This window comes from Paraburkholderia terricola (assembly GCF_900142195.1).
Lineage (GTDB): Bacteria > Pseudomonadota > Gammaproteobacteria > Burkholderiales > Burkholderiaceae > Paraburkholderia > Paraburkholderia terricola.
On record NZ_FRAB01000068.1, the window covers coordinates 1 to 23213 of the forward strand.

General features: G+C 65.1%; 19 protein-coding genes. 9 read left to right on the forward strand and 10 right to left on the reverse strand.

Features of this window, described 5'->3' with window-relative positions:
• Positions 1–44 precede the first annotated feature (44 nt).
• The gene (locus BUE39_RS31775) at positions 45–1586 is read left to right on the forward strand and encodes an IS3 family transposase (RefSeq protein ID WP_073432280.1); all 1542 of its coding nucleotides are present in this window, start codon (positions 45–47) and stop codon (positions 1584–1586) included.
• A gap of 185 nt (positions 1587–1771) precedes the next feature.
• Positions 1772–2941, forward strand: a complete 1170-nt coding sequence (locus BUE39_RS31780) for a WD40/YVTN/BNR-like repeat-containing protein (protein ID WP_073432603.1) — start codon at positions 1772–1774, stop codon at positions 2939–2941.
• Between the two features lie 680 nt (positions 2942–3621).
• On the opposite strand, the gene BUE39_RS31785 is transcribed toward BUE39_RS31780, so the two are convergent.
• Together BUE39_RS31785 and BUE39_RS31790 are read right to left on the reverse strand one after the other, a co-directional pair.
• Positions 3622–3837, reverse strand: a complete 216-nt coding sequence (locus tag BUE39_RS31785) for a hypothetical protein (RefSeq protein WP_073432589.1) — start codon at positions 3835–3837, stop codon at positions 3622–3624.
• Between the two features lie 28 nt (positions 3838–3865).
• Entirely contained in the window at positions 3866–4771 is a 906-nt protein-coding gene (locus BUE39_RS31790) for an NmrA family NAD(P)-binding protein (protein WP_073432604.1), read from the reverse strand.
• A gap of 208 nt (positions 4772–4979) precedes the next feature.
• Between BUE39_RS31790 and BUE39_RS31795 the strand changes: the two genes are divergently transcribed.
• Positions 4980–5906 (forward strand): AraC family transcriptional regulator, encoded by a 927-nt coding sequence (locus BUE39_RS31795; RefSeq protein WP_073432590.1) that lies wholly within the window; start codon positions 4980–4982, stop codon positions 5904–5906.
• A 3-nt stretch (positions 5907–5909) separates the two neighbouring features.
• Here BUE39_RS31795 and BUE39_RS31800 read toward each other — a convergent pair whose 3' ends face one another.
• From BUE39_RS31800 to BUE39_RS31810, 3 genes are all read right to left on the reverse strand, one after another.
• Positions 5910–6731, reverse strand: a complete 822-nt coding sequence (locus BUE39_RS31800; protein WP_073432591.1) for an anti-sigma factor family protein — start codon at positions 6729–6731, stop codon at positions 5910–5912.
• On the reverse strand, positions 6728–7246 hold the full coding sequence (locus BUE39_RS31805; RefSeq protein ID WP_073432592.1) for a sigma-70 family RNA polymerase sigma factor: 519 nt from the start codon (positions 7244–7246) through the stop codon (positions 6728–6730). The genes BUE39_RS31800 and BUE39_RS31805 overlap by 4 nt, the downstream gene beginning before the upstream one ends.
• Positions 7247–7400: 154 nt before the next feature.
• A complete protein-coding gene (locus BUE39_RS31810; protein WP_073432593.1) occupies positions 7401–8126 on the reverse strand; it encodes an anti-sigma factor family protein in 726 nt (241 codons plus the stop codon).
• 306 nt (positions 8127–8432) lie between these two features.
• On the opposite strand from BUE39_RS31810, the gene BUE39_RS31815 reads away from it, so the two are divergent.
• The 6 genes from BUE39_RS31815 (at position 8433) to BUE39_RS31840 (ending at position 18768) form a co-directional block, all read left to right on the forward strand.
• The gene (locus tag BUE39_RS31815; protein WP_073432594.1) at positions 8433–8699 is read left to right on the forward strand and encodes a DUF4148 domain-containing protein; all 267 of its coding nucleotides are present in this window, start codon (positions 8433–8435) and stop codon (positions 8697–8699) included.
• A gap of 172 nt (positions 8700–8871) precedes the next feature.
• Complete coding sequence (locus BUE39_RS31820) at positions 8872–12348, forward strand: DEAD/DEAH box helicase (protein WP_073432595.1); 3477 nt, start codon at positions 8872–8874, stop codon at positions 12346–12348.
• A gap of 966 nt (positions 12349–13314) precedes the next feature.
• The gene (locus BUE39_RS31825; RefSeq protein WP_073432596.1) at positions 13315–14052 is read left to right on the forward strand and encodes a response regulator transcription factor; all 738 of its coding nucleotides are present in this window, start codon (positions 13315–13317) and stop codon (positions 14050–14052) included.
• The gene (locus tag BUE39_RS31830) at positions 14049–15500 is read left to right on the forward strand and encodes a FecR family protein (protein ID WP_073432597.1); all 1452 of its coding nucleotides are present in this window, start codon (positions 14049–14051) and stop codon (positions 15498–15500) included. The genes BUE39_RS31825 and BUE39_RS31830 overlap by 4 nt, the downstream gene beginning before the upstream one ends.
• Before the next feature lie 60 nt (positions 15501–15560).
• A complete protein-coding gene (locus tag BUE39_RS31835) occupies positions 15561–18086 on the forward strand; it encodes a CHASE2 domain-containing protein (protein ID WP_073432598.1) in 2526 nt (841 codons plus the stop codon).
• 61 nt (positions 18087–18147) lie between these two features.
• The gene (locus BUE39_RS31840; protein ID WP_073432605.1) at positions 18148–18768 is read left to right on the forward strand and encodes a DUF4136 domain-containing protein; all 621 of its coding nucleotides are present in this window, start codon (positions 18148–18150) and stop codon (positions 18766–18768) included.
• Positions 18769–18829: 61 nt separating this feature from the next.
• Here BUE39_RS31840 and BUE39_RS31845 read toward each other — a convergent pair whose 3' ends face one another.
• The 5 genes from BUE39_RS31845 to BUE39_RS31865 form a co-directional block, all read right to left on the reverse strand.
• Entirely contained in the window at positions 18830–20002 is a 1173-nt protein-coding gene (locus BUE39_RS31845) for a Fic family protein (RefSeq protein ID WP_073432599.1), read from the reverse strand.
• A gap of 155 nt (positions 20003–20157) precedes the next feature.
• Complete coding sequence (gene bluB, locus BUE39_RS31850; protein ID WP_073432600.1) at positions 20158–20829, reverse strand: 5,6-dimethylbenzimidazole synthase; 672 nt, start codon at positions 20827–20829, stop codon at positions 20158–20160.
• Positions 20813–22219 (reverse strand): cobyrinate a,c-diamide synthase, encoded by a 1407-nt coding sequence (locus BUE39_RS31855; protein WP_084561529.1) that lies wholly within the window; start codon positions 22217–22219, stop codon positions 20813–20815. Before BUE39_RS31855 ends, bluB begins: the two co-directional genes overlap by 17 nt.
• A gap of 3 nt (positions 22220–22222) precedes the next feature.
• Entirely contained in the window at positions 22223–22825 is a 603-nt protein-coding gene (gene cobO / locus BUE39_RS31860; protein ID WP_073432601.1) for a cob(I)yrinic acid a,c-diamide adenosyltransferase, read from the reverse strand.
• Positions 22822–23213: cobalamin biosynthesis protein (locus tag BUE39_RS31865; protein ID WP_073432602.1), on the reverse strand; the 392-nt coding region annotated here is incomplete at its 5' end. The genes BUE39_RS31865 and cobO, both read right to left, overlap by 4 nt.

The following is a 23213-nucleotide window of genomic DNA, read 5'->3' on the forward strand; positions in this document are numbered from 1 at the left end:
AGGCGGGGGTGCGGACGAAAACTTGGACTACCTGGAGGTAGTTCATGTTCTCATACGAAGATCGCATTCGAGCGGTCCGACTCTACTTGAAGCTGGGCAAGCGCCTCGGGGCGACCATCCGGCAGTTGGGCTATCCAACAAAGAATTCTCTCAAAGCCTGGCATCGCGAATACGAACAGTGCCATGATCTACGGGCCGGCTATGTCCGTTCGAGGCCAAGGTATTCGGCTGAACAGAAGAAGGCGGCCGTCGGTCATTATTTGAGCCATGACCGCTGTGCTGCCGCAACCTTGAGGGCTTTGGGCTATCCAAGTCGCGAGACGCTTGCAGCCTGGATCGAAGAGCTACATCCCGAAATCAGAAAACGCGTTGTCGGCAGAGCAACTGGCAGCGTTCCAAAATCGCCGGAGGTGAAACAGGCGGCAGTCATCGAGCTGTGCACCAGGGAGGAAAGCGCGCGCCTAGTTGCCCGGAAAGCAGGCGTGAGCAGGCCGACGCTTTACAATTGGAAGAACCAGCTACTCGGTCGTGACGCCCCAGCATCCATGAAACGCCAGAAGAAGCCAGCACCGGACGACGAGCGTGCGAAACTCGAGCAGCAGGTCGAATCGCTTCGGCGCGACATCCGGCAACTGCAGCTCGAGCACGACATCCTGAAGAAGGCGAACGAACTGATAAAAAAAGGAATGGGCATCGACCCGCAACTCCTGAGCAACCGGGAGAAGACAATGCTGGTTGATGCCCTTAAGCAGAGCTATTCGTTCTCCGAGCTGTTAGCGGCCCTAGGGCTTGCCCGCAGTTCCTATTTCTATCACCGTACACGTCAACTCGTTGCTGACAGGCACGATGACGCGCGTCGCGTCATCGCGGATATCTTCAAACTCAATCACCGTTGCTACGGATATCGCCGCATCCACGCGGCGTTGGGGAGGCAGCAGATCGTCATCTCGGAAAAGGTGGTGCGACGTTTAATGCGACAGGAAGGCCTGGCCGTTGCCACGACCAGGCGACGTCGCTACGGCTCCTATTGCGGAGAAATAAGCCCCGCGCCGGAGAACATCATCAATCGTGACTTCCGCGCCGCTGCCCCTAATCAGAAATGGCTCACGGACATTACCGAATTCCAGATTCCGGCCGGCAAAGTGTATCTGTCGCCAGTGATTGACTGCTTCGACGGTCTCGTTGTGAGCTGGTCAATCAGCACGCGGCCGGATGCCGAACTCGTCAACACCATGCTGGATTCGGCGATTGAGTCGCTGGCTGCCTGCGAGGAGCGGCCTGTGGTTCACTCCGATCGCGGGGCACACTATCGCTGGCCGGGGTGGCTCTCACGGATGCATAATGCAAGACTGATTCGGTCGATGTCGCGCAAAGGATGTTCGCCGGATAATGCAGCGTGCGAAGGTTTCTTCGGGCGCCTCAAGACGGAGTTATTCTATCCACGTGACTGGCGGGCCACGACAGTTGATCAATTCATTGAAGTCGTTGACTCGTATATCCGCTGGTATAACGCAAAGCGTATCAAGGTCTCGCTCGGTTCCCTCAGCCCCATCGAATACCGGCAGAGTCTTGGAATCGCGGCATAAATCAGTCCAAGAATTTGTCCGCACCCCCGATGCGTGGAATGAAACAAAAAGTGGTATCGACGATGCGGTAAGCAGGGTCCTTGGGCGCCTGATGGATGCGAAGTGACATGCGCATGCCCAGACGCAGAACAATGATCGTGGGTGGCCTTCTTCTGGCCGCGCTTGCAACTTACGGATATCACAGCATGACCACACCAGCATGGCAGACCATTTCCACGACCTTCATGAAGAACGACAAACCGTATGGTGGCGGTGATAGTCGAATTAACGGAAATGAAGTCATCAGCCTCAAGGTTTCGGATCCGGTCATCACTTTTAAGCCAGTAAACCAGCGGAAAGATCCTGAATATGCGGAGCCTACTGAGGCATGGATGAGCAATACCGCGGAGACCCTTAACCGGAATACCGTCAGTTTTTTTCGCGGCACCATTGATGGCGGACTGAAGCGTTCCTTCCTGCAATCCGGACAGAACGCGGCCTGGTGGTATTCGAAGGACTGGAGTACACAGTACATCAGTACGGAGTGGATGGATTACAAGGCGCCCGAGCCCGCGAACCGCCTGTCTCCACAGATCACGAAGCTCTGGCGCTCACGGGACGGCGGCAGGAACTGGACGCAACTCAGGTGGCCGGAGGACCAGAATATCGGCCAACTGCTTTTCCTCGATTCCGAAAGAGGCTATGCAGTGGGATGGGGACCGCGCGTCTGGCGCACCGTGAATGGCGGCAACACCTGGAAGGAAATTGGCGTTCCCCTGCTGGCGACTGAGCCGGGGAACCCGCGCAAAACGTTCAACGGCGTGGATCTCGGTTCGGACGGTACGTTGCGTGTTGCCTACTACCTGGACGCGATAGGCAAGACCCCAGCCGAAAGCGTTGTCGACCGTCTGAAGTGGGACAGCGACGCCTTCGAGCGCGAGGTCGTGTTGCCGGACCAGGTCATTGCCTATCTCCAGTCAGAGCAGGTCGAGCCGGATGCCCGGTATTCCGTCTATGCACTTTCCCGCCTTGGCCTGCCACGCGACTTCATTAATCATCCGGAGGACAACGGGCATCGTACGGGTGCGATCTCGACCTGGCCGAACCAGAAGCAGCCTGCTGTCGAGCAGAAACATACGTTCGATGAGCGCCTGATGCTCGATGGCTTCAGCGTCGGCAGGCGCGGGGTACTGCTCGTCTACGCGACGGACGCGACAGGCAATGGCGCGCCTCGCGACTTCACGCTTGTCAGTCGCGACTACGGCAAGTCGTGGGACGAAACCGATGATGGCATCACCCAGGGCGTCTATTTCGACCCGGCGACCAATACCCAGTATGGGCTTTACGGCTATACGCTGAAAAAACGCAGCTGGTAGGCAGTATCAGAAGGCACAGGGCTAACGACGTGGCCTGCCCGTTCCGGAATCATGGCTTTTCGCGCCGAGGAGCCCGGTTCAGTTCCAGGCCCAGCGTGGCCCGATGTCACTCGCCGCGGACAAGGACGTGAACATTGCCAGCATCAACGGCAACATTACATTTGGTGGTCCGGGTAACGTGTTCTTCAAGTCATCACGATCCAGAAAAAACAGTCCGCGCAGATGCATCTCGCCATGGCACCGTTCATGGCTCGAACCGTGCCATTCGTGACGAACTGCGAGGCGTGGCGCCAAACCCCTATTCTCGCAAGCACGACTCCGCCGGCGTCGAGCAATTCACCGGCGACGGCATTGAGTACTCAAGCGAGCCTGGCGGTGCCTGCCGCTCCCGTCGCGAGGCCGCACGGTTCGACAGATGCAAATCAGGAGGCCCAGCCAGCAACGACGCCAACTGCCCAGGCGAGCCCGTCCAATGCAAACCGAGACTCCGCACATGAACCGCAGAAGCCGCTCGCTGGCAAAGCAAGCACACCGCTCAAGCTTGCCAGGGCGGATTACTGTGACTGGTACGGACCGTCATTCACCGAAGAATGCACGGACACGACCGAAACCGGATCGTATTTCGGCTGGATCGATCAAGACACGCCGTGGCGTGGAAAGCGGGAACGCCCCCCGGCGAATCAGAACAAACCGAAATCGTCGTTGCTATCGGGAATCGCGTTGAGCACGTCCCGCAGTGCCCGCCAGCCTAGCCATCCCACGAAATTTGCCGCCAACGCCAGCCAATAGCGCGCGTTGGCGCTCGACTGTGCCCGCGTCGGCGCGGTTGCAGCGGAACGACCGTCCGCGATCTTTCGCGCTTGCGCCGATGCGCGCAGCAAGGGGCACATGTCCATGCTGTCTCTCCTGTGAAGGGCAACGTCGTTACGGTGCAGCCGAAGCCGAAGCAGCGACCCGCGCCACTATTTCCGCCAGCACCTCCGCCAGCGCGGTCGCGCCAAAGCGCCGCTCGCTGACTTCCGCTTCCACATCGATACGGCCCGCGTTGTGCGCGTCGTACAGATCCGTGATGAGGCGCGCGTGCTGTTCGCCGAGTCCCGCCGCATGGAGCGTGGCAGCCCATTCGCCACGCGGCACCTCGCGCGCGACCACCGTGCGATGCGCCAATTCGCCGACGACCTGTGCCACATCGAATGCACTCACGCGCTCCTTGGCTTCGATGCTCACCACGTGCGGCGAGGTCTTTGCCGGCTGTTCGTCCAGCAGCAGTTCGGCGGCCAGCAGCCCGACATCCCCCGCCGCCACCGTGGGAAACAGCTTGTCCAACGGATGATGCAGACTCGGCAAGACGCCTTTGGAAAGCGCGATCGGCAACACGCGAGCCCAGTTGTGCATATGTTCGGCGGCGCGTAGAAATGTCAGTTGCGAGGCAACGGCTTGCAACTGCGTTTCAAGGTAGTGGAACAGCGTCGTGATGCCCGTGCCGCTCGCATGTTCCGCGCCGTAGTCGGAGAGCGCGAGTACGCGTTGCGGCGGATCGGCGCGCAAGGCGTCGGCGGCGACCTCGATCATGCGCCGCATGTCGGATGCGGGATCGGCGCGCGCCCGGGGCACCGGACAGAGCATCTGCACCGCATGGGCGCCCTTGATTGCACGCGCGACCGTCGATGCGTCGAGCAGATCGGCGATCATTATTTCGCAGCCGATTTCCGCCAGCGGCGCGCCTTGCGTTTCGTCGCGGACCACCGCGCGCACCGGTCGTCCGGCCCGGCGCAATGCCGCGGCGCTCGTTTTGCCAACATTGCCTGCTGCTCCGAAAATCACGAACACGTTGCGCTCCTTCGCCAATGGACACGGCCATCATAGGGAGGCGCGAAGCGGAAAACGCGCGCACAAGGATCGCGATGCGCAGATTCGGATGATTGTTTCGCTTGCGACGCCACCCCGGCGGCAGGGTGGAATAACAAGCGTCAAGCGAAGCGGCGAAAAACGCAGCACAATTGCAAGCCACGTTACCCGCCATCCACGAGAGGACGCGATGAATGCCGTGACACCCCTACCGCAACCGCATAGCGGTTCCCGCATTGCTGTACGGTCCAGCAAGACGCTGGGCTGGCAAGGCTTCGGCGCGGAACTCGTCAACGTGTCGGCGGGCTCGCATCGGATTCCCGCGCTCAAGCATCACCGTGTGGGCGTGCATGTGGGCGCGCCGGTCAGGGCGCGTTGCGTATGCCTGGAGCGCCGCTATTCGCGCATTCAGTCGCATGGCGACGCGGATGTGATCCCGGCCGGACTCGACGGGCAATGGAGCGATGAGTCCGCGTGCACGATCTTCAGCGTATGGATCGGCGTGGAGTTCGCACAAAGGACGGTCGAGCAGCTGGAGTTGAAGTCGAGCGAGGCGCGGCTTCGTCCGCGGATGCAGATGCGCGATCCGCGTTTTCAGCATCTCGCGTGGGCGTTACACGCCGAACTGGAGGCGGACGACGCATCCGATCCGCTTTACGCCGAGAGCCTTTGCACCGCGATGGTGGTACGGCTGATCGGCGGCGCGCCGACGCTCGACGACAAGCGGCGCACGCTCGCACCGAAAACCGCCGCGCGCGTGATCGAGTTTATCGAGGCGCATCTCGACCAGCGTCTCACGCTAACCGAGTTGGCCGCGCTCGCCGATCTGAGCGTGCCGCATTTCAAGGTGCTGTTTCGCGAGACGCTCGGTGTGCCGGTGCATCAGTACGTGGTGCGGCGGCGAGTCGAGCGGGCGAGAACGCTATTGCTCGAAGGCCGCCTGAGCGCAAGCCGGATCGCACTGGATACGGGCTTCGCGCATCAGAGTCACATGGCGCATTGGATGGGCAGGTTGCTGGGCGTCACGCCACGCGAGTTGATCAGATCGAGCCCGCATTCGGGCAGCATGATCGAACTCGATACGCTGAATACCCGCCGCATTGCGACGCCGCGATAAGCGTCAACCCGGCGCGGCACCCGTCAACTGCGAGTACACGTCGTGCGACAGTTGCAGCAGCGCCTGGCGATCGATCCCGCCCGACACCGCATAGCCAAAGTCGCCGTCGACCCAGTAGAACACGTTCACCGGCCCGTCCTGATACAGCTTGAACGCGGTCGTGTTCGAATTCACCTGACGGCGCGAAATGCACAGCGTCACGCGCTCGCCGTTCGGTCCGCGATACATGAACTGCGCGGTGGGGCCGTCGGCGCCCGGCAGCAGGCGGCCGCCCGAGAGGTTGAAGCCGCTCTTCGAGAGCATCGGCGGATGAACATTCGTGCCGAGCCGGTTGGACAGCCATTGCACAAAATCCTGTTCGTGATCCGCGGTCATATCGGCCGGACGGTCGACGGCCGGCATATAGACCACGTGCGCCAGCGCCGCCTGCCGCGCGAATACTTCGGAACCGTCCGCGCTGACAGTCCGCGTGTCCGCGCGGCCGACGACCGGCGCCACGACGTCGCGCCCCATGTGCGTGCCCACACCGATACCCACGCCCAGCACCAGCGCCGCGGCCATGCCGGCGAACTGCGGCCAGTTGGCCGCGATGCGCCAGCGGCGCGGCGCGGGCGCCTGCAAGCGTTTGGGCACGGGCTCGTTCAGCACGCGGTCATAGCGCTCGTGGAACATGTTGTTCAGCGAGAAATAATCGCTGATACGCGCGGCCAACTCGGGGTTCTGTTCGAGCGCGCGCTCCACCTCGGCACGCCGTTCGTCGGACAGCGTGCCGTCCACGTAGGCGTGCAGTTCTTCTTCGCCGATCGGCGTCTGTTGGTCGCTCATCGCACCACCTGTAATCTTGCGCCGGGCTGTGTGCCCGCCATCAATGCCCGAAGCCGCTCGCGCCCGCGCGAAAGCCGCGACATCACCGTGCCGATCGGAATGTTCAGCGCAAGCGCCACGTCGGCATAGCTCATTTCCTCGAGGCCCACCAGCAGCACGACTTCGCGCTGTTCCATCGGCAGGCGCTGCAACGCGTAGTCGAGGTCGCGCATTTCCAGCGAGCGGATCTGGTCGGAGGGCACGGCGAATTCGCTTTCGTGGACGCTTTCGTCGTCGACCGCTACATGGACGGCGCGCGCCGACGCCTTGCGCGCCTGATTCGCGAAGACGTTGTGCATGATCGTGAACAGCCATGCGCGCAGGTCGGTGCCTTGCTGGAACATGCCGGTGCGGCCGAGCGCGCGTTCGAGCGTGTCCTGCACCAGATCGTCGGCGAGATCGCGATTGTTGATCAGCGCTCGCGCATAGCGCCGCAAGCGCGGCACATGCTCCATCAACTCGTCACGGACATCCATTTTTCATCCCAGTCGAGGGGCCTTTCGTGAGCACGGCAGCGGCGGCCGTCGCTCGGGCCGCCTGGAAGGGCAATTGATGCGGTTGAGAGGCGAACACGCGTGGGCGCATTTTATTCCGTTCGCGTGACATCGGATCGTCAGGTTGCGCCAAAGCTCAGTGCATCGTCATCGCGTCGGCGGCGCGCATCAGGCCGTGGGTGCGGGCTTCGCCGGCCACGACGAAACGCTGCCGCCGCGCCGTCCACGTCAGCAGACGGACCGCGCCGATGCGGCGCGCGCTCCATTGCGGCTGCGCCGGCGCGAGCAGCGCCAGGCTCGACATCACCACCACCGGCCGGTTGTCCCCGTTCAGATAGACGAATTCGCTGGCGCGCTGAAACGGGCCGAGCGACAGGGACCGCCGATCCACCAGCCGCAGTCCGATCGCCGTCAGATCCGGCGCCCAGGCGTCGGTTCGGGTCCGCGACGCGGCGGAAAAACCCGCGGCGTCGGTTTCGGCCAACGCCATGACGGCGGCATTGTCGAGCGCCTCGGCGGATACCTGGGTGGCGGCAAGCCAGCCGCTCGCGGTCACCGCCGCGAGCACGAGCGCCATCAGCGTGTTGAGCAGCCTGCTTCGACGCCGCGCCGCATTCAGGCGTTCGAGCGCGCGGCGCCAGGGCGCGACACGACTCGTCACCGGTTCGTCGGTGGTCTGAAAAGCCTGCTGGATCTGCGCGTTGAGCTTGCCGTAGAAGGCCACCCGGCGCGCTTCCGCCGGGTCCTTGCCGAGATAGTCCCGCAGGAAGGCGGCGCGTTCCGGCGTCAGCGTGCCGTCGGCGTAGGCCTGGATGTCGGCTTCTGAAAGCGGCGGGTCGGATGGGGCGTCGGTCGGGTTCATGGTGTCGGCGGTTGTCGGCGGTGGTCGAGTATCAGCCATGTGGGAGCGAACACACCCGGACGGCGGTTTATTCCATACGTTCGATGCGCGTTGTTCGCAGCGTCCGTCCGGACGCTATCCGGCGGCCGGTTTCGGCAGCACATGTGCTGCGCGTCGCCGCGCCTCGGAACGTGAGCAAACCGCTTCGCCGGCCGCTTTATTCCCGCTTCGAAGTTTGTTTTTTCGGAACCGTTGCCGCAGGAATAAAAGCCGCGAACGCGTGGTTTTCCCTCATGCAAACCCGCACAACACCCCCTGGAGTTCATCATGAAGAAGATCGCTTTTGCCGCATTGTCCGTTGTCGTTCTGGCCGCTTCATCGAGCGCTTTTGCACAAGGCAAGACCCGCGCCGAGGTGTACCAGGAACTGATCGAAGCGCAGGCGAACGGCCTGAACTACGTGACCGATGCATCGTATCCCGACGTGAGCCCTGTATTCGCGCAGCAGGTCGAGCAGCACAAGCAGGCACTCGCCGCGCAAGCGGCCGCCAACCGCGTCGCGAGCGGCAGCATGCCGACGGACAGCGCCGATTGAGCGGCGCGCGGCGTACTGCCGCCACAGCCAATTCCATCCGACGCGTAAAATGGCCGGTTACCACGGGCATTCGATGCCGGACGCAACCGCGCCGGCAGGCGCCGCCGAGCGCCTGCCGCGCCGCGTCTGTCCGCGCACGATGCCTTCGCCGGCTCGAATAGGATGGACCCTGATGTCGTCAGTTTTCTTTGATCGGGAACGGATCGCGGAATGGCTGGGTGACCATACCGTCGCCAAGGCGCGCCTGGTGGGCGCCGTCACTAACATGCAATGGCGCGGCACGACGCTGAGCGGCGACGTACAGGGCACGCAACCCAGTCCGTACAGAACGCGGGTGCGTTTTCGTAACGGCGGCGGATTGCCCTGGGCGCAGAGCGACTGCACTTGCCCCGTTGGCCGCAACTGCAAGCACGTTGCCGCGCTGCTGCTCGCCGCGCTCGAGTATCAGGACGAGATGGACCATGTCATCTACGTCGATGACGATGCCGACGACCGCGACGCTCAGCGCGGCGGTTACCGCCAGGCCCGATCCGCGGCGAAAGCGGAGCCCGCGGCGGGCGTGCGCCCCGAACTGGTGAGCTGGCTCGAACGGTTTCGCGCGCGCGCCGAAGCCGCCGATGCGCTCGCTCAAAAGGGCGGAGGCGCGCGCACCCAGACGCTCGCGTATCTGCTGAACTGGTCGAACTTCCACATGCGCCACGAAGTCGTGCTGTACCGCGCGCGCTGCGATGCCGACGGCACCATCTTCGAAGTCGACGAGCCCTGGAGCAATGTGGAGTCGGCGCTGCTCAAGCAACCGAAGTTTGTCTCCGACGAGGATCTGTCGATCCTGCGCGGCCTGTGGCTCGGCCGCTCGCGCGAGGATTTCGGCCAGTTCATTCTGCGCGGCACGAGCGGTGCGGAAATGCTGCAGAAGCTGATCGCGACGGGGCGTCTGTTCTTCGAGTTCGATCCCGAGCCCGGTCGGGAAGGACCGACGCCGTTGTCGCGCGGCGCCGACCGGCCCGGCCGGATCGAGTGGGAGCCGCTCGCGGACGAGCGTCTGCGGCCGGTGCTGTGCACCGAGCCGCGCGCGAGCATGGTCCTGCCGACCGAGCCGGTCTGGTATGTGGACGGCGCGGCGCATGAAGCCGGCATCGTGCAATCGTCGCTGCCGTTCCAGCAGTTGCCCGACTACCTGGCAATGCCGCCGATCTCGCTCGCCGAAGCGCCGCTGGTCGCCTCGGTGCTGCGCGAGATCGCGCCCGAACTGCCGCTGCCGCCCGCGCACGACGCGTCCGCGATTCGTGTGATCGACGTCGATCCGGTGCCGGTGCTCACGCTCAACAGCCACGCGCTGCCGTCGGCGGCCCGAGCCGCGCAGCGCAAGCCCGAAGCGGTCGAACTCGCCGGCGTGAGTTTCGATTACGACGGCGTCAGCATCAACGTCGACAGCAGCGTCACGCTCGTGCCGATGCCGGGCGGCGATGTCATCCATATCCGCCGCCGCTACGAGGCCGAGAAAAAACGCCTGCTCGAACTGCGCAAGACGGGCTTGCAGAAAGTGCCCACGAGCCGCGTCTACGGCGCGCGGCTGTTGCCCGACACGATGCTCGGCCTGCCCGATGCCGACGCCTGGTCCACGTTCGTCAACCACGCGGTGCCGGATCTCGTGAGCAAGGGCTGGCGCGTGACGATGGCGCCCGAGTTCCGCTACAACGTCATCGAGATCGACGCAATCGACGGCACCGCGCACCAGGCGGGCGACGGCTGGTTCGATCTGGAGATGGGCATCCGCATCGGCGAGCGCAACGTGCGGCTCGAACCGCTGCTCGCCGATCTGTTCCGGCGTGACCGGCGCTGGCTCGGCGGCGCGCTCGACAGCATCGCCGACGAAGAGCCGATCGAACTCAAGACCGAAGAAAACAAGCGTCTGCGCTTGCGCGCCGATCGTCTGAAGCCGGTGGTGCGCGTGCTGGTCGACCTGTTCGACGCGCTCGGCGGTTCACTCGCCGACGGCGCGCCGCTGCGCGTGCCCTCCGTCGATGCGGGCCGGCTCGAAGCGCTGAACAGCACCGGCCGCTGGCAATTCCGCGGCGACGATTCGATCCGTCAATTGGCGCAGCGTCTGCAAGCCGGTCCGGGCTTGCATGAGGTGCCCGTGCCGCGCGGCTTGTGCGCGGAACTGCGCGCGTATCAGCAGCAGGGCCTGAACTGGATGCAGTTTCTGCGCGCACAGGATCTGGCCGGCGTGCTCGCCGACGACATGGGCCTGGGCAAGACCGTGCAGACGCTCGCGCACATCCTCGCGGAAAAAGAGGCGGGGCGGCTGAACCGCCCGGCGCTGATCGTGGTGCCCACCACGCTCGTGCACAACTGGCGCGAGGAAGCACGCCGCTTCGCGCCCGAGCTGAAGGTGCTGGTGCTGAACGGCCCGCAGCGCAAGGAGCGCTTCGAGCAGATCGGCGAACACGAACTGATCCTGACGACTTACGCGCTGCTGTGGCGCGATCAGAAGGTGCTCGCCGAACACGACTATCACTTGCTGATTCTCGACGAAGCGCAGTACGTGAAGAACGCCACCACCAAGGCCGCACAGGCGATCCGCGGATTGCGCGCGCGGCATCGGCTGTGCTTGACCGGCACGCCGCTGGAGAATCACCTGGGCGAGTTGTGGTCGCAATTCGATTTTCTGCTGCCGGGTTTTCTCGGCAGCCAGAAAGACTTCACCCGGCGCTGGCGCAATCCGATCGAGAAGAACGGCGATGGCGTGCGCCGCGCGCTGCTGGCGCGCCGTATCCGGCCGTTCATGCTGCGCCGTCGCAAGGACGAGGTCGCGAAAGAGTTGCCGGCCAAGACCACGATCGTCTGCTCGGTCGATCTGGAAGGCGCGCAGCGCGATCTCTACGAAACCGTGCGCACGGCGATGCAGGAGAAGGTGCGCGCGGCGGTCAGCGCGCAAGGTCTCGCGCGCAGCCACATCATCGTGCTCGATGCGTTGCTGAAGCTGCGCCAGGTGTGCTGCGATCCGCGTCTCGTGAAAACGATCAAGATCGCCGACGAGGTCGACGCGCACGGCGAGAGGCGTGAGCGCGCAGAAAAGAACGAAAAGGCCGAAAAGGGCGCGCGCGCGATGCGTTCGGCGAAGCTCGATCTGCTGTTGTCGATGCTGCCCGAACTGATCGAGGAAGGGCGCCGCGTGCTGCTGTTCTCGCAGTTCACCGGCATGCTCGCGTTGATCGCACAAGCGCTCGAAGACGCCGCAATTCCCTATGTGATCCTGACCGGCGACACGGCGGATCGCATCACGCCGGTCGAGCGTTTTCAGCAAGGCGAGGTGCCGTTGTTCCTGATAAGCCTGAAGGCGGGCGGCGTGGGGCTGAACCTCACCGCCGCCGACACGGTGATTCACTACGATCCGTGGTGGAACCCGGCCGCCGAGAATCAGGCCACCGACCGCGCGCATCGGCTGGGGCAGGACAAGCCCGTGTTCGTCTACAAGCTGATCGCCGCCGGCAGCATCGAGGAGAAAATCGTGGAACTGCAGGAGCAGAAGGCAGGCCTCGCGGACAGCATTCTCTCCGACGACGCCGCGGGCGCGGCCAAATTCTCCGACGACGACCTCGACGCGCTGTTCGCGCCGATGCCGGAAATCGAGGGCGGAAGATGAGGCGGCGCGGCCTCATGCTCTGTTGCACCGGGCGCGTTAGCGTGCGAAGAACGCGTCGCTAGCCAGAGGCGTGGTGGCGCTGTAACAAAACGTCTGCATCTGTAAATGGAGAGCGGCGCACCGCTTCAGGTCATACGATTTTTGCGGCAAGCCGCACGTCGATCGATGCGTGCCGCCAATGACCTCCACGTAAGAGCTACCGGCCCGCCCGTTACAAATGAAGTTCTTTCATCTTGAACTGGATTTCTGTACCGGCTAATTTCATCTCACTCGTGTGGCTAGACCCCCGCGAGCGTGTGGTGTTTTTAAGCGGCGTCGGGCTCGAGCGAGGCGACGCCGCATTTTTATCTCATCGCGTGAATCCCCAATCCCGATCTTCATTACGCACGCTGCGCCGTGCCGCCCCATCGAGCCGAAACGCGCTTAACAATCCTTAAACGATTTATTTTGAGACTGTTTCTATACTGACTCGCAAATTGTCAAATCGCTGTTTCGCGAGAACGGGAGCGGCAGCGGCGAGACAGGACAAACGCAGACGGGGCGAATCACCGCGCGAGTGAGACCAACAATTCGAAGAGCGGCCGATTAGAGGTCGATAAAAAACCGGCGAAGAACCGGCGAAGCCTGAGAGCGCACGGGGGACGTGCAGGGAGCGGCTCCAATCGCAGAGCCGGCCGGATTGCCGATTAACGGCAACCCGGAAAAGCCGCGACAGTTTTCGATTATCATGACCTGCCCCACGAATAACCGCGCGATAAAGCCATAAGAGCGAGGCGTTCGCGGCGATTTCAGGATAGTCGGGTTGCATAGCCGAACGGGGGCGCGGGGCGCAGGACCATTAATCGAAAAATGTGCGGCGGGAGATGAAATCGCAAGCCGGATCGTCGGTGCAAGCGCCGTCATCCCGGTTATCCGCCGGTTTGCCGGCCACCAGTTACGAATGACGATGTCGCGTTGCGGGGTTTTATGAGAATAGCTGTCCTGGATGACGATTCGGCTCAGGCCGATCTGGTTTGTCAAACGCTGGCTACGGCCGGCCATGTCTGCCACGCCTTTGGCGCCGGCCGCGAACTCGTGCGGCAACTGCGGCGACAGACGTTCGATCTGCTGGTGCTGGACTGGAACGTCCCCGACATGTCGGGCGAAGAGGTGCTGCGCTGGGTGCGCGAAAGCCTGTCCGAGCGCTTGCCGGTGCTGTTCATGACGAGTCGCGGCCGCGAGACCGACATCACGTCGATCCTCAACACCGGCGCGGACGATTACGTCGTCAAACCCGTCTCCGGCGCGGTGCTGCTGGCGCGCGTCGGCTCGCTGCTGCGCCGCGCGTATCACCTGAAGCCCGCCGCCGCAAAAGAAATTTTCGGCGACTTCGAATTCGATCTGAGCGCGAAGCACGTGGTGGTGCGCGGCGCGACAGTGGCGGTCACGCAAAAGGAGTTCGAGCTCGCGCTGCTGCTGTTCCAGCACCTGAGCCGGCCGCTGTCGCGCGCGCACATTCTCGACGTGATCTGGAAGCAGGCGACCGACATCCCGTCGCGCACGATGGACACCCACGTATCGATGCTGCGCAGCAAGCTCGGCTTGCGTCCCGAACACGGCTACCGTCTGACGCCGATCTACGGCTACGGCTACCGGCTGGAGCGGCTCGAATCCGGCCCGCAGCCCGCGCCGGGCCACGAACGCCCGCAGGCGGGGGAGGCGTGACGGTTTCGGCCGTCGTGCCTCCGCGCCACCGCGCGGGTTTATCCGTTCGCCGCGGCGGCGCATGGTTCGCGGCGGTAAGCGTGTTGGCGATGACCTGCCTCGCGCAGGTGTCGGCGCATGCGCAATCGCCGCGCGCGCCGCAGCCGCGCATCAAGACGCCGGCGCCCGCCTACGTCTCCTACCTGACCCGCGAAGGCGACACGTTATACGACATCGCCGGCCACTATCTGCGGGCGCCGGGCGATTGGGCGGTGTTGAGCCGCCTCAACGACATGCCCGCGCCGCGCCGCATGCCGGCCGGCATCGCCTTGCGCCTGCCGGCGGACCGGCTCAAACAGGATCCCGAATCGGCCCGCGTGATCGCGACGAGCGGCCCGGTCGAGCATGCGTTCGGCAAGAACCCCTATCTGCCGGTCAAGCCCGGAACGACGCTCGGCGAAGGCGACCGCATCCGCACCGGCCCGGATGGTTTCGTCACGTTGGAATTGCCGGACGGCTCGCATGTCACGATCGCGCAGGAAGGCGAGCTGGACATCGGCAGGCTGCGCCGCACCACGTTGACGGGCGCCGCCGACCGCGTTCTCGAACTGCGCCGCGGCGCGGTCGAGAGCCAGGTCACGCGTGCGACGAAAAAAGACGACCGCTTCCAGATCCGCTCGCCGTCGGTGGTGGCGGGCGTGCGCGGCACGCGCTTCAAGGTGGCCTATGACGGCGACGCGCAAACCACCGCCGTCGAGGTGCTGGACGGCGCGGTCGGCGTCGATCCCGGCGTCGCCGCCCACCGCGCCGGACCGCCGCCCGGCGTGCCGCTGCAGGCGTCGGCGCAACTCGTGAAGGCGCGCTTCGGCAACATCACGCGCGCGGGCGAGGCGATCGGCGAGCCCGTCGAGTTGCTGCCCGCGCCCGCGCTCACGCAGCCCGCCAAGGTGCAGGACGGCGAGACCGTCGCGTTCGACCTCGTGCCGGCCGAGCGCGCCGTGGCCTACCGCGTGCAGATCGCGCGCGACGCCGACCAGCTCGACCTGATCCGCGAGTTGCGCGTGAGCGCGCCGCACGCGGACTTCGGCAATCTGGCCGACGGGACGTATTTCGTGCGCATCGCGGCCATCGACGGACACGGTCTCGAAGGCATGCCTCAGGTGTACGGCTTCGAGCGGCGCCGTCTCGGGCTGGCCGCATCGGCGGCGCAGCGCGCCGGCAGCCGCGACTACGAATTCCGCTGGTTCGTCAGCCGCGCCGCGGGCGAGACGCGCTTTCGCTTCGTGCTGGCCGCGAGCGCCGATCTGCGCCATCCGATCGTGGACCGCACCGATCTGAGCGGCGGGCAATTCGTCGTGAGCGATCTGCCGGCCGGCGTCTACTATTGGACGATCATCGCCGAGCAGTTCGAGAACGGCCGCTTCTACGAGACGAGCAGCAGCATCCGCTCGTTTACGCTGGCGCGCTGACGCTGGTAGATTCACGGGGCCGGCGACCCAGCCGGCCCTTTTCATCAACCACGCGACGCTTTGCCAACTACACCTACACGCCTGAGCCTCGATCCGCGCGCCCGTCTCGGACGGCGCGCCGGCCGCCGCTTCCTGTTCGAATGGGTGGGGATCGGCTGTCTCGGCCTCGTCGTGATTCTGCTCGCCTCGCTCGGGCGGCTGACCGCGAGCGTCGACAATCTCGTCTACGACGGCTTTCTGAGCCTGCGCGCACCGCCGTTGTTGCCGAATATCGTGGTGGTCGAGATCGACAACGCCAGCATCGCGCAACTCGGCCGCTGGCCGTGGCCGCGCGGCACCCACGCCAAACTGCTCGAACAGATCGCGAAGGCCGAGCCCGCCGCGGTGATCTACGACGTGCTGTTCACCGAGGCCAATCCCGAGGACGCCGAGCTGGCCCGCGCGATCGCGCTGACTCCGACCTACCTGCCGGTGCTGCTCACGCCGCCCGACAGCGCGGGGCGGCGCGTCGTCGTCGAACCGGTGGCGCCGCTCGCGCACGCGGCGGCCGGGCTCGGCCATATCAACCTCGAAGTGGACAGCGACGGCATCGTGCGCAGCGTCGCGCAGTTCGAGGGCGACGCAACATCACGCTGGCCGCAATTGATGGTGCCGGTGGCGCAAGCCGTCGAACACGGCTCGATTCAGTTGAACGAGCGGCTGCCGCGCCGGCGGTCGTTCAGCGAGGCGGCGGCGATCCGTTCATCGAACACTGCCGAAGGCGAAGGCCGCTTCCTGATCCCGTTCGGCCCGAACGCGCAGAACTACGCGAAAGTCAGTTTCGCGAGCGTGCTCGCCGGCGAGGTGAACGCGGACCAGTTGCGCGGGCGTATCGTGCTGATCGGCGTGACCGCGTCCGGTTTGTATGACCGGTTCGCGACGCCGGTGTCCGGCGAATTGGGTCCGCTGCCGGGCGTCTACATCCACGCGAACGTGCTCGACACGCTGCTGAGCGGCCGTGAGATCGAACCGGTCGGGCGCTGGGCGCTGTTCCTGGCCTCGCTTGCGCCGCTCGCCGCGTTGCTGGCCGGTTTTCTGGTGTTGTCGCCGCGCCGCTCGCTGCTGCTGACCGGCGCGCTCTGCGCGCTCGCCGCCGCGGGCAGCGCCGTGCTGCTGTACGGCTTGCGGTTATGGATGTCGCCGGTGCCGGCGATCGCCGGCGTGGTCGTCGTGTATCCGATCTGGAACTGGCGGCGCCTCGAAATGACGATGGCCTATCTGCGCGAAGAGTTGCAGCGCCTCGCCGACGAACCGCACCTGCTGCCCGAAACGCCCAAGCGCCGCCGCGAGTTCGGCGGCGACGTGCTGGAGCAGCACATGGCGCTGATGGCGCAGGCCGCGCAGCGCGTGCAGGACATGAAGCGCTTCGTGTGGGACAGCCTCGACAGCATGCCCGAGCCGATTCTGGTCAGCGACCTGCACGGCGTCGTGCTGATCGCGAACCATGCCGCGAGAGCGCATTTCGCTCGCCTCGGCGCGCCGCCGCCGGAAGGCCGGCCGATGCAGGCGGTGCTCGGCGGGCTGAGCTTCGTCAAGACCATCGACCGGGGCGCCGCGTCGGGTGCGTCCGACGATGCGTCCGACGCCGACAACAATCTGCTCGCCCATGCTCACTGGCCCGCGCCGCTCGATCCGGCGCGGCATGAATTTGCCGCGCTGATGGCGCAGGGCGTCGAGGTGCGCGACGCGCACGAGCGCGACCATCTGCTGCGCTACGCGAACTGCACCAATGCACATGGCGAGACGACCGGGTGGATCGCGGGTCTCGTCGACGTGTCGGCCCTGCATGCGGCCGAGCGTCAACGGGAAGACGCGTTGCGGCTGCTGTCGCACGACATGCGCTCGCCGCAGGCGTCGATTCTGGCGCTGGTGGAAATCGAGCGCGCCCGCAGCGAACCGGTGCTCGCGCGCGGCTTGCTGGAGCGCATCGAACGCTACGCGCAGCGCGCGCTGACGCTTGCCGACGACTTCGTGCAACTGGCGCGCGCGGAATCGCAAACCTACCTGCTCGAACCGGTGAGCCTGACCGAGCTGATAATCGACGCCAGCGACGAAGTCTGGCCGCAAGCGCACGCGAAGCGCATCACGCTGCAAACGGACGCGGGCGGCGCGGCCGAGCTCGACGAGGGCCACTGGATCTGCGCCGACCGTTCGCTGATGACGCGCGCGCTCGTCAACATTCTGAACAACGCGATCAAATACAGTCCGCCGGACACGCGGATTTCCTGCAGCCTCGACAATCTTCCTGGCGTGACGGCGACGCCTGGCGCCGCGCGGCGCGTGTCCTGCACGATCCGCGACGAAGGCTACGGCATTCCGAAGGAGCAGCAGGCGGATCTGTTCGAGCGCTTCCGGCGTTTTCACGAAACCGACCGGCCGGAGGTGGGCGGCGCGGGGCTCGGCATGGCGTTCGTCAAGACCGTCGTGACGCGTCACGGCGGCGAGGTTGCGGTGCTCAGCGCGCCGGGCGAGGGCACCGCTGTTACCCTCTGCCTGCCCGCGTTCGAGGACACGCAATCCGATGTCTCCGCGAGGCCGGGCGCATGACGCGCGCACACGTTCCTTATCGAGGCTGATGGAGCTTACCGAGGCTTACCGAAGCGAGAAGATGGTGAAAGCGATTTTGATCTGTGCCGCGCTGGCCGCGGCGAGTCTCAGCGGTTGCGCGGGTCCGAGCGCCGAGGTCCATACCGCCAGTTCCGCTGCCGCGCGGCAAGGCGAACGAACCTACGCGATTACGCGCATGCCGTCGCAGGCGGCGAGCGCGGATCAGCCGCGTTTCGAGGCCGCGGTGCGCGACGAACTGGCGAAAAACGGCTTCGTCGAGATGACGGGCGAGCCCGCGCGCTACTTGTTGTCGATTGCGTATGACACGCGGCCGGCGACGATCGGCGTCGGCGTGAACGACATGAAGGATTGCGCGCCAAGCGGCTGCGGCCGGCAGAGCGAGCCGCCCTTCTCGCTGTTCGGCGGGCGCGCGTACCGGCATTCGTTGACGCTGCGCCTGTTCGAGCGCGCGGGCGGACAGGAGGTCTATAAAGTCAGCGCGGTGATGAGCGACCGCGATGCCGATCCGCTGCATGCAATGCCCGCGCTCGCGAAAAGCGCGCTGGCAAAATTTCCGTTCGATGCGCCGCCCGACTGGCATGTGAAGCTACGCACCGATAAGGCGAGCGGCGCGCTGGACGTGGTGTCGGTGAAGCCGGTGCAGGCTCGGTCTCGGCCGTGAGGCGTCGCCGTCATGGCAAGCCTGCCGCCTGAGCGGCCGACGATTTAGCCATGACGGCAAGTCAGCCGTCGCGGGAGGGCGTATCGGCGATGGCCGTGTCCGCTGCCGCCCACCCTGGCATGTTCAGGTAATAGCGGGTCGAGCGGCCGGCGCCCACCCTGGACAGCAGCCCCATGTTCTCGAGTTCGATGAGTTCGCGCGACGCCGTGGCCCGCGAGGTGTTGCCGACGCTCTCGTACTTGCGGGTGTTCATGCCCCCTTCGAAGCCCTTGGGACCGGCATCGAGCAGAACGTTGACGACTTTGCGTTGCCGGGTCGTGAGCACCTTGTCCCGATGGTTCATCCAGAAAACGGCTTTATCGAGCGTGGCGTCCACGACGCCGGATGCTTCCTCGCAGGACACACGCACCTGTTCGACGAACCATAGAACCCATTCGGTCACGTCGAGCTCGCCATGCTGGGCGCGCTCGAGCTGCTCGTAATAGTCGCGGCGCTTGTCGAGCAGGCGCTGCGAGGTACGAATCAAGCGGCTGACCTCACCGCTGTCGCGCGCCAGCACAAGGTCGATGAGGACGCGACCGATGCGGCCATTGCCGTCCTCAAAAGGATGAATCGTCTCGAACCACAGGTGAGCGAGTGCTGCCTTGACCAGATGGTCGTGCTCGGTCGTTGCGTTGAACCAGTCCAGGAACTGCTGCATTTCCGCCGGGACCTGGGCCGAGGCCGGGGCCTCGTAGTGGACCCGTTCGCGTCCAACGCGGCCGCTGACGATCTGCATTGGCTCGGCATGCTCGCGATAGGCCCCGACAAGGATTTTGACCATGCCTGAGTAGCCGGTAGGAAAGAGAGCCGCCTGCCAGGCGCACAAGCGCTCGTGTGTGAGCGCCGCTTGCCTTTGCCGCACCGCGTCATCCATGATGTCGAGCAGGCCTTCGACGCTCCGCGGCGCGTTGGGGCCATCCTGATTCCCGACGCCGAGTCGCCGTGCCACGGACGAACGCACGGCGGTGAGGTCGATGCGTTCGCCTTCGATGGCTGCCGTCGCGACCGCATCCTGGCTCCAGGCCTCGGCGGCGAGTTCGAGGCGCTGTTCGAAGCCGAGACTCGCCAGTTTGCCTTCAACGATGCCCTGAGCCCGGTGCGCGCGGGCCAGTTCGCCGCCGACGCGAATAGCGTCGTAGTGCATGCCGGGCCACGTGGACGCTTGCCAGATGAGAGGGTGGGTGGATGTCATGACGCTCGGTGAATATTGAGGCGATTACGGGCTCTAATCGACTCATATCGTGAGTCGAATACCAGTATAGCCGACCGTGAGGCGATTGCGCGCCTAATCGCCTCAAATCATGAGTCGATTAGGCGCGCCTCGCGCATCCTGCGACTCGCTTGCCGCTAACCCAGCGTCTTTTTGCCTTCCGTTTCAACTTCCGGCCAGCGGTTTTCAAACACGCAATCGGCGAGCGCCATGCGGCTAGCCCAGCGTTCGGTTTCCAGCATCGGCTGGTTGTAAAACGCCTCGACGTGCCCGAGACACAGAATCGCCACCGGCCGCGCGCCCTCGGGCATATGCAGCAGCGTGCGCACCACGTCGACGTCGAATAGCGACACCCAGCCCATTCCCAAACCTTCCGCGCGTGCGGCGAGCCACATGTTCTGGATCGCGCACGCCACCGACGCGAGATCCATCTCGGGCAACGTGCGGCGCCCGAAGATGTGCCGCTCGCGGCCGTCCATCAACGCCATCACCAGCAGTTCGCCGCAGTCCCGCATGCCTTCCACTTTCAGTTTCATGAACGCCTCGCGCCGTTCGCCGAGGGCGTCGGCGGTGGCGAGCCGTTCGCTTTCGACGGCTGCGTGCAAGGCTTCGCGCAACACCGGATCGGTGATGCGCGCAATCCGCCACGGCTGCATATAACCGACGCTCGGCGCATGATGCGCGGCGTCGAGCAGGCGCTGCAACACGGCGGGGTCGACCGGATCGCGCACGAAGTGGCGCATGTCGCGCCGCTCGTGAATCGCGCGGTAGACCGCCTCGCGCTCGGCGTCGTTAAAAGGCTTCGCCATGGAACAGGGCGGCCGCGAAAGCCGGGTTGGAGGGCCAATAAGCATGCATGTACGTCGCGACGATCGAACCGACGCGGAACACGGCCTCGCCGGGTGCGTCACCCTGTGGCCGGGTGGCCGAACGCAGCGGCGTGAGCGGCGTCGTCAGCTTCGAATAGTGGAACGTGTGGCCGGTCATCGGGCCGTGCACGCTGTCGATCTGTTGCATGCCGAGCGCGGTGAAGCGCGTTTGCATCGTTGCGTGGCCGGGCAGCAGGCCGAGCATTTGCGTGCTCACGCCATGCGTATCGGTGAGCTGTTCGAGCAGATACAGCATGCCGCCGCATTCGGCGACGAGCGGCTTGCCCGCCGCCGCATGCGCGCGGATCGTCGCGCCGCTGCGCGTGTTGCTTGCGAGCGCGGCGGCGTGCAGTTCGGGATAGCCGCCGGGAAGATAGAGGGCGTCGGCATGGTCGGGCAACGGATCGTCCGCGAGCGGCGAGAAGTACACGACCTGTGCGCCGAGCGCTTCCAGCAGCGTGACGTTGGCCGGATAGACGAACGAGAACGCGGCATCGCGCGCGATCGCGATCCGCTTGCCTTCCAGAAGACGCGGCGGCACGTCCGGCGCAGGCTCGCCGAATTCGACCGGCGGCGGCAGTTCGGCCAGCGCGGTGTTCGCGAGCGCATCGGCGGCACGGTTCAGCCGCGCGTCCAGGTCGTCGATTTCCGCCGCCTGATGCAAGCCGAGATGGCGGTCGGGCAACTCGATCTCGTCGTTGCCGCTGACGTGTCCGCACCAGCGTATGTCCGGCGGCAGCGCTTCCTCGAGCGTCCGCGCGTGCCGCGCGGAGCCGACGCGATTGGCGAGCACGCCGTAAAACGGCACCTCGGGCCTGAATCGCGCGAGCCCGAAGGCGACCGCGCCGAAGGTCTGCGCCATCGCCTTCGCTGAAATCACCGCGAGCACCGGCACGCCGAACACGGCGGCGAGGTCGGCGCTGCTCGGCGTGCCGTCGAACAGGCCCATCACGCCTTCGATCAGGATCAGGTCCGCTTCGGCCGCCGCCTGCGCGAGCAGCGTGCGGCAAGCGGCTTCACCGACCATCCACAGATCGAGCGACAGCACGGGCGCGCCGCTCGCGCGCGCGAGAATCATCGGGTCGAGAAAATCCGGGCCGGTCTTGAACACGCGCACGCGCCGCCCCAGCCGCCGATGATGGCGCGCGAGACCCGCGGTAATCGTGGTCTTGCCTTGACCCGAAGCCGGCGCGCTGATGAACAGCGCGGGACATGCCGTCGACGTCGTTCCGTTCGGGAACGCCCCTGAAGAACTGCCCTCGGCGGGCGCTCCGGACGAAGTGCCTTTCGGCTGCGCCTCCGAAGCGCTCTTATCGGGGCTCGCGCTCATCGCTCAGAACTCCACGCCGCGCTGCGCTTTCACGCCTTGCTCGCGGTACGGATGCTTGACGATGCGCATCTCGGTGACGAGATCGGCGGCCTCGATCAACGCATCCGGCGCGTGACGGCCGGTCACCACCACGTGCAGCATCGGCGGGCGAGCGTTGATCACGGACAGCACCTCGTCGAGCGGCAGGTATTCGTACTTCAGCACGGTGTTCAGCTCGTCGAGGATCACCATCTGGTAGTCGCCGCTCTCGATCATCCGGCGCGCTTCGTCCCAGCCCTTGCGGGCGGTGGCGATGTCGGCGTCGCGGTTCTGCGTGTTCCAGGTGTAGCCATCGCCCATCGTGACGAAATCGCAATTGGCGATCGCGCCGAGAAAATCGCGCTCCGACGTGTGCAATGCGCCCTTGATGAACTGCACGACGCCGAGGCGCATGCCGTGTCCGAGCACGCGCACGGCCATGCCGAACGCGGCCGTGGTCTTGCCCTTGCCGGTGCCGGTGTTGACGATCAGCAAGCCCTTTTCGACGGTGGCGTTGGCCTGTTTTTTCTCGTGGCCTTCGCGCCGGCGTTCGGTCATGCGTTGATGCGATTCGGGATCGGTTTTCATGGAAGGTCCTGTTTCTCGGTGTCGTGGGTTGTCGGTTCGTGTTCGGTCCGGGCGATGATCGAGGCAATCGCCACGGTCACGCCGGCATGCGCGGTCTTGCGGACGAGGAGTTGGGCGTTGGGTACAGCCGACGCAGCCGACGCAGCCGACGCAGCCGACGCAGCCGACGCAGCCGACGCAGCCGACGCAGCCGACGCAGCCGATGCAGCGGACCCGGCCGACACGTTAGCCGCGCCGAGCAGCGCGCACGGCTCGCAAACGCCGTCCACGCCGAGATGCTCGCGTGCAACCGCCGAAGGCTCGGCCACGGGTATCGCCGCGATTTGCTCGCGGCTGAAGAGTGCGATCGGCAACGCGTGGCGTGCGCAGAATTCGAGCAGGCCTGCTT

Coding starts and splice junctions, on each gene's coding strand:
- BUE39_RS31775 (WP_073432280.1), top strand. CDS start 45: ATGTTCTCATACGAAGATCGCATTCGAGCGGTCCGACTCTACTTGAAG.
- BUE39_RS31780 (WP_073432603.1), top strand. CDS start 1,772: ATGACCACACCAGCATGGCAGACCATTTCCACGACCTTCATGAAGAAC.
- BUE39_RS31785 (WP_073432589.1), bottom strand. CDS start 3,837: ATGGACATGTGCCCCTTGCTGCGCGCATCGGCGCAAGCGCGAAAGATC.
- BUE39_RS31795 (WP_073432590.1), top strand. CDS start 4,980: ATGAATGCCGTGACACCCCTACCGCAACCGCATAGCGGTTCCCGCATT.
- BUE39_RS31800 (WP_073432591.1), bottom strand. CDS start 6,731: ATGAGCGACCAACAGACGCCGATCGGCGAAGAAGAACTGCACGCCTAC.
- BUE39_RS31805 (WP_073432592.1), bottom strand. CDS start 7,246: ATGGATGTCCGTGACGAGTTGATGGAGCATGTGCCGCGCTTGCGGCGC.
- BUE39_RS31810 (WP_073432593.1), bottom strand. CDS start 8,126: ATGAACCCGACCGACGCCCCATCCGACCCGCCGCTTTCAGAAGCCGAC.
- BUE39_RS31815 (WP_073432594.1), top strand. CDS start 8,433: ATGAAGAAGATCGCTTTTGCCGCATTGTCCGTTGTCGTTCTGGCCGCT.
- BUE39_RS31820 (WP_073432595.1), top strand. CDS start 8,872: ATGTCGTCAGTTTTCTTTGATCGGGAACGGATCGCGGAATGGCTGGGT.
- BUE39_RS31825 (WP_073432596.1), top strand. CDS start 13,315: ATGAGAATAGCTGTCCTGGATGACGATTCGGCTCAGGCCGATCTGGTT.
- BUE39_RS31840 (WP_073432605.1), top strand. CDS start 18,148: ATGGTGAAAGCGATTTTGATCTGTGCCGCGCTGGCCGCGGCGAGTCTC.
- BUE39_RS31845 (WP_073432599.1), bottom strand. CDS start 20,002: ATGACATCCACCCACCCTCTCATCTGGCAAGCGTCCACGTGGCCCGGC.
- bluB (WP_073432600.1), bottom strand. CDS start 20,829: ATGGCGAAGCCTTTTAACGACGCCGAGCGCGAGGCGGTCTACCGCGCG.
- BUE39_RS31855 (WP_084561529.1), bottom strand. CDS start 22,219: ATGAGCGCGAGCCCCGATAAGAGCGCTTCGGAGGCGCAGCCGAAAGGC.
- cobO (WP_073432601.1), bottom strand. CDS start 22,825: ATGAAAACCGATCCCGAATCGCATCAACGCATGACCGAACGCCGGCGC.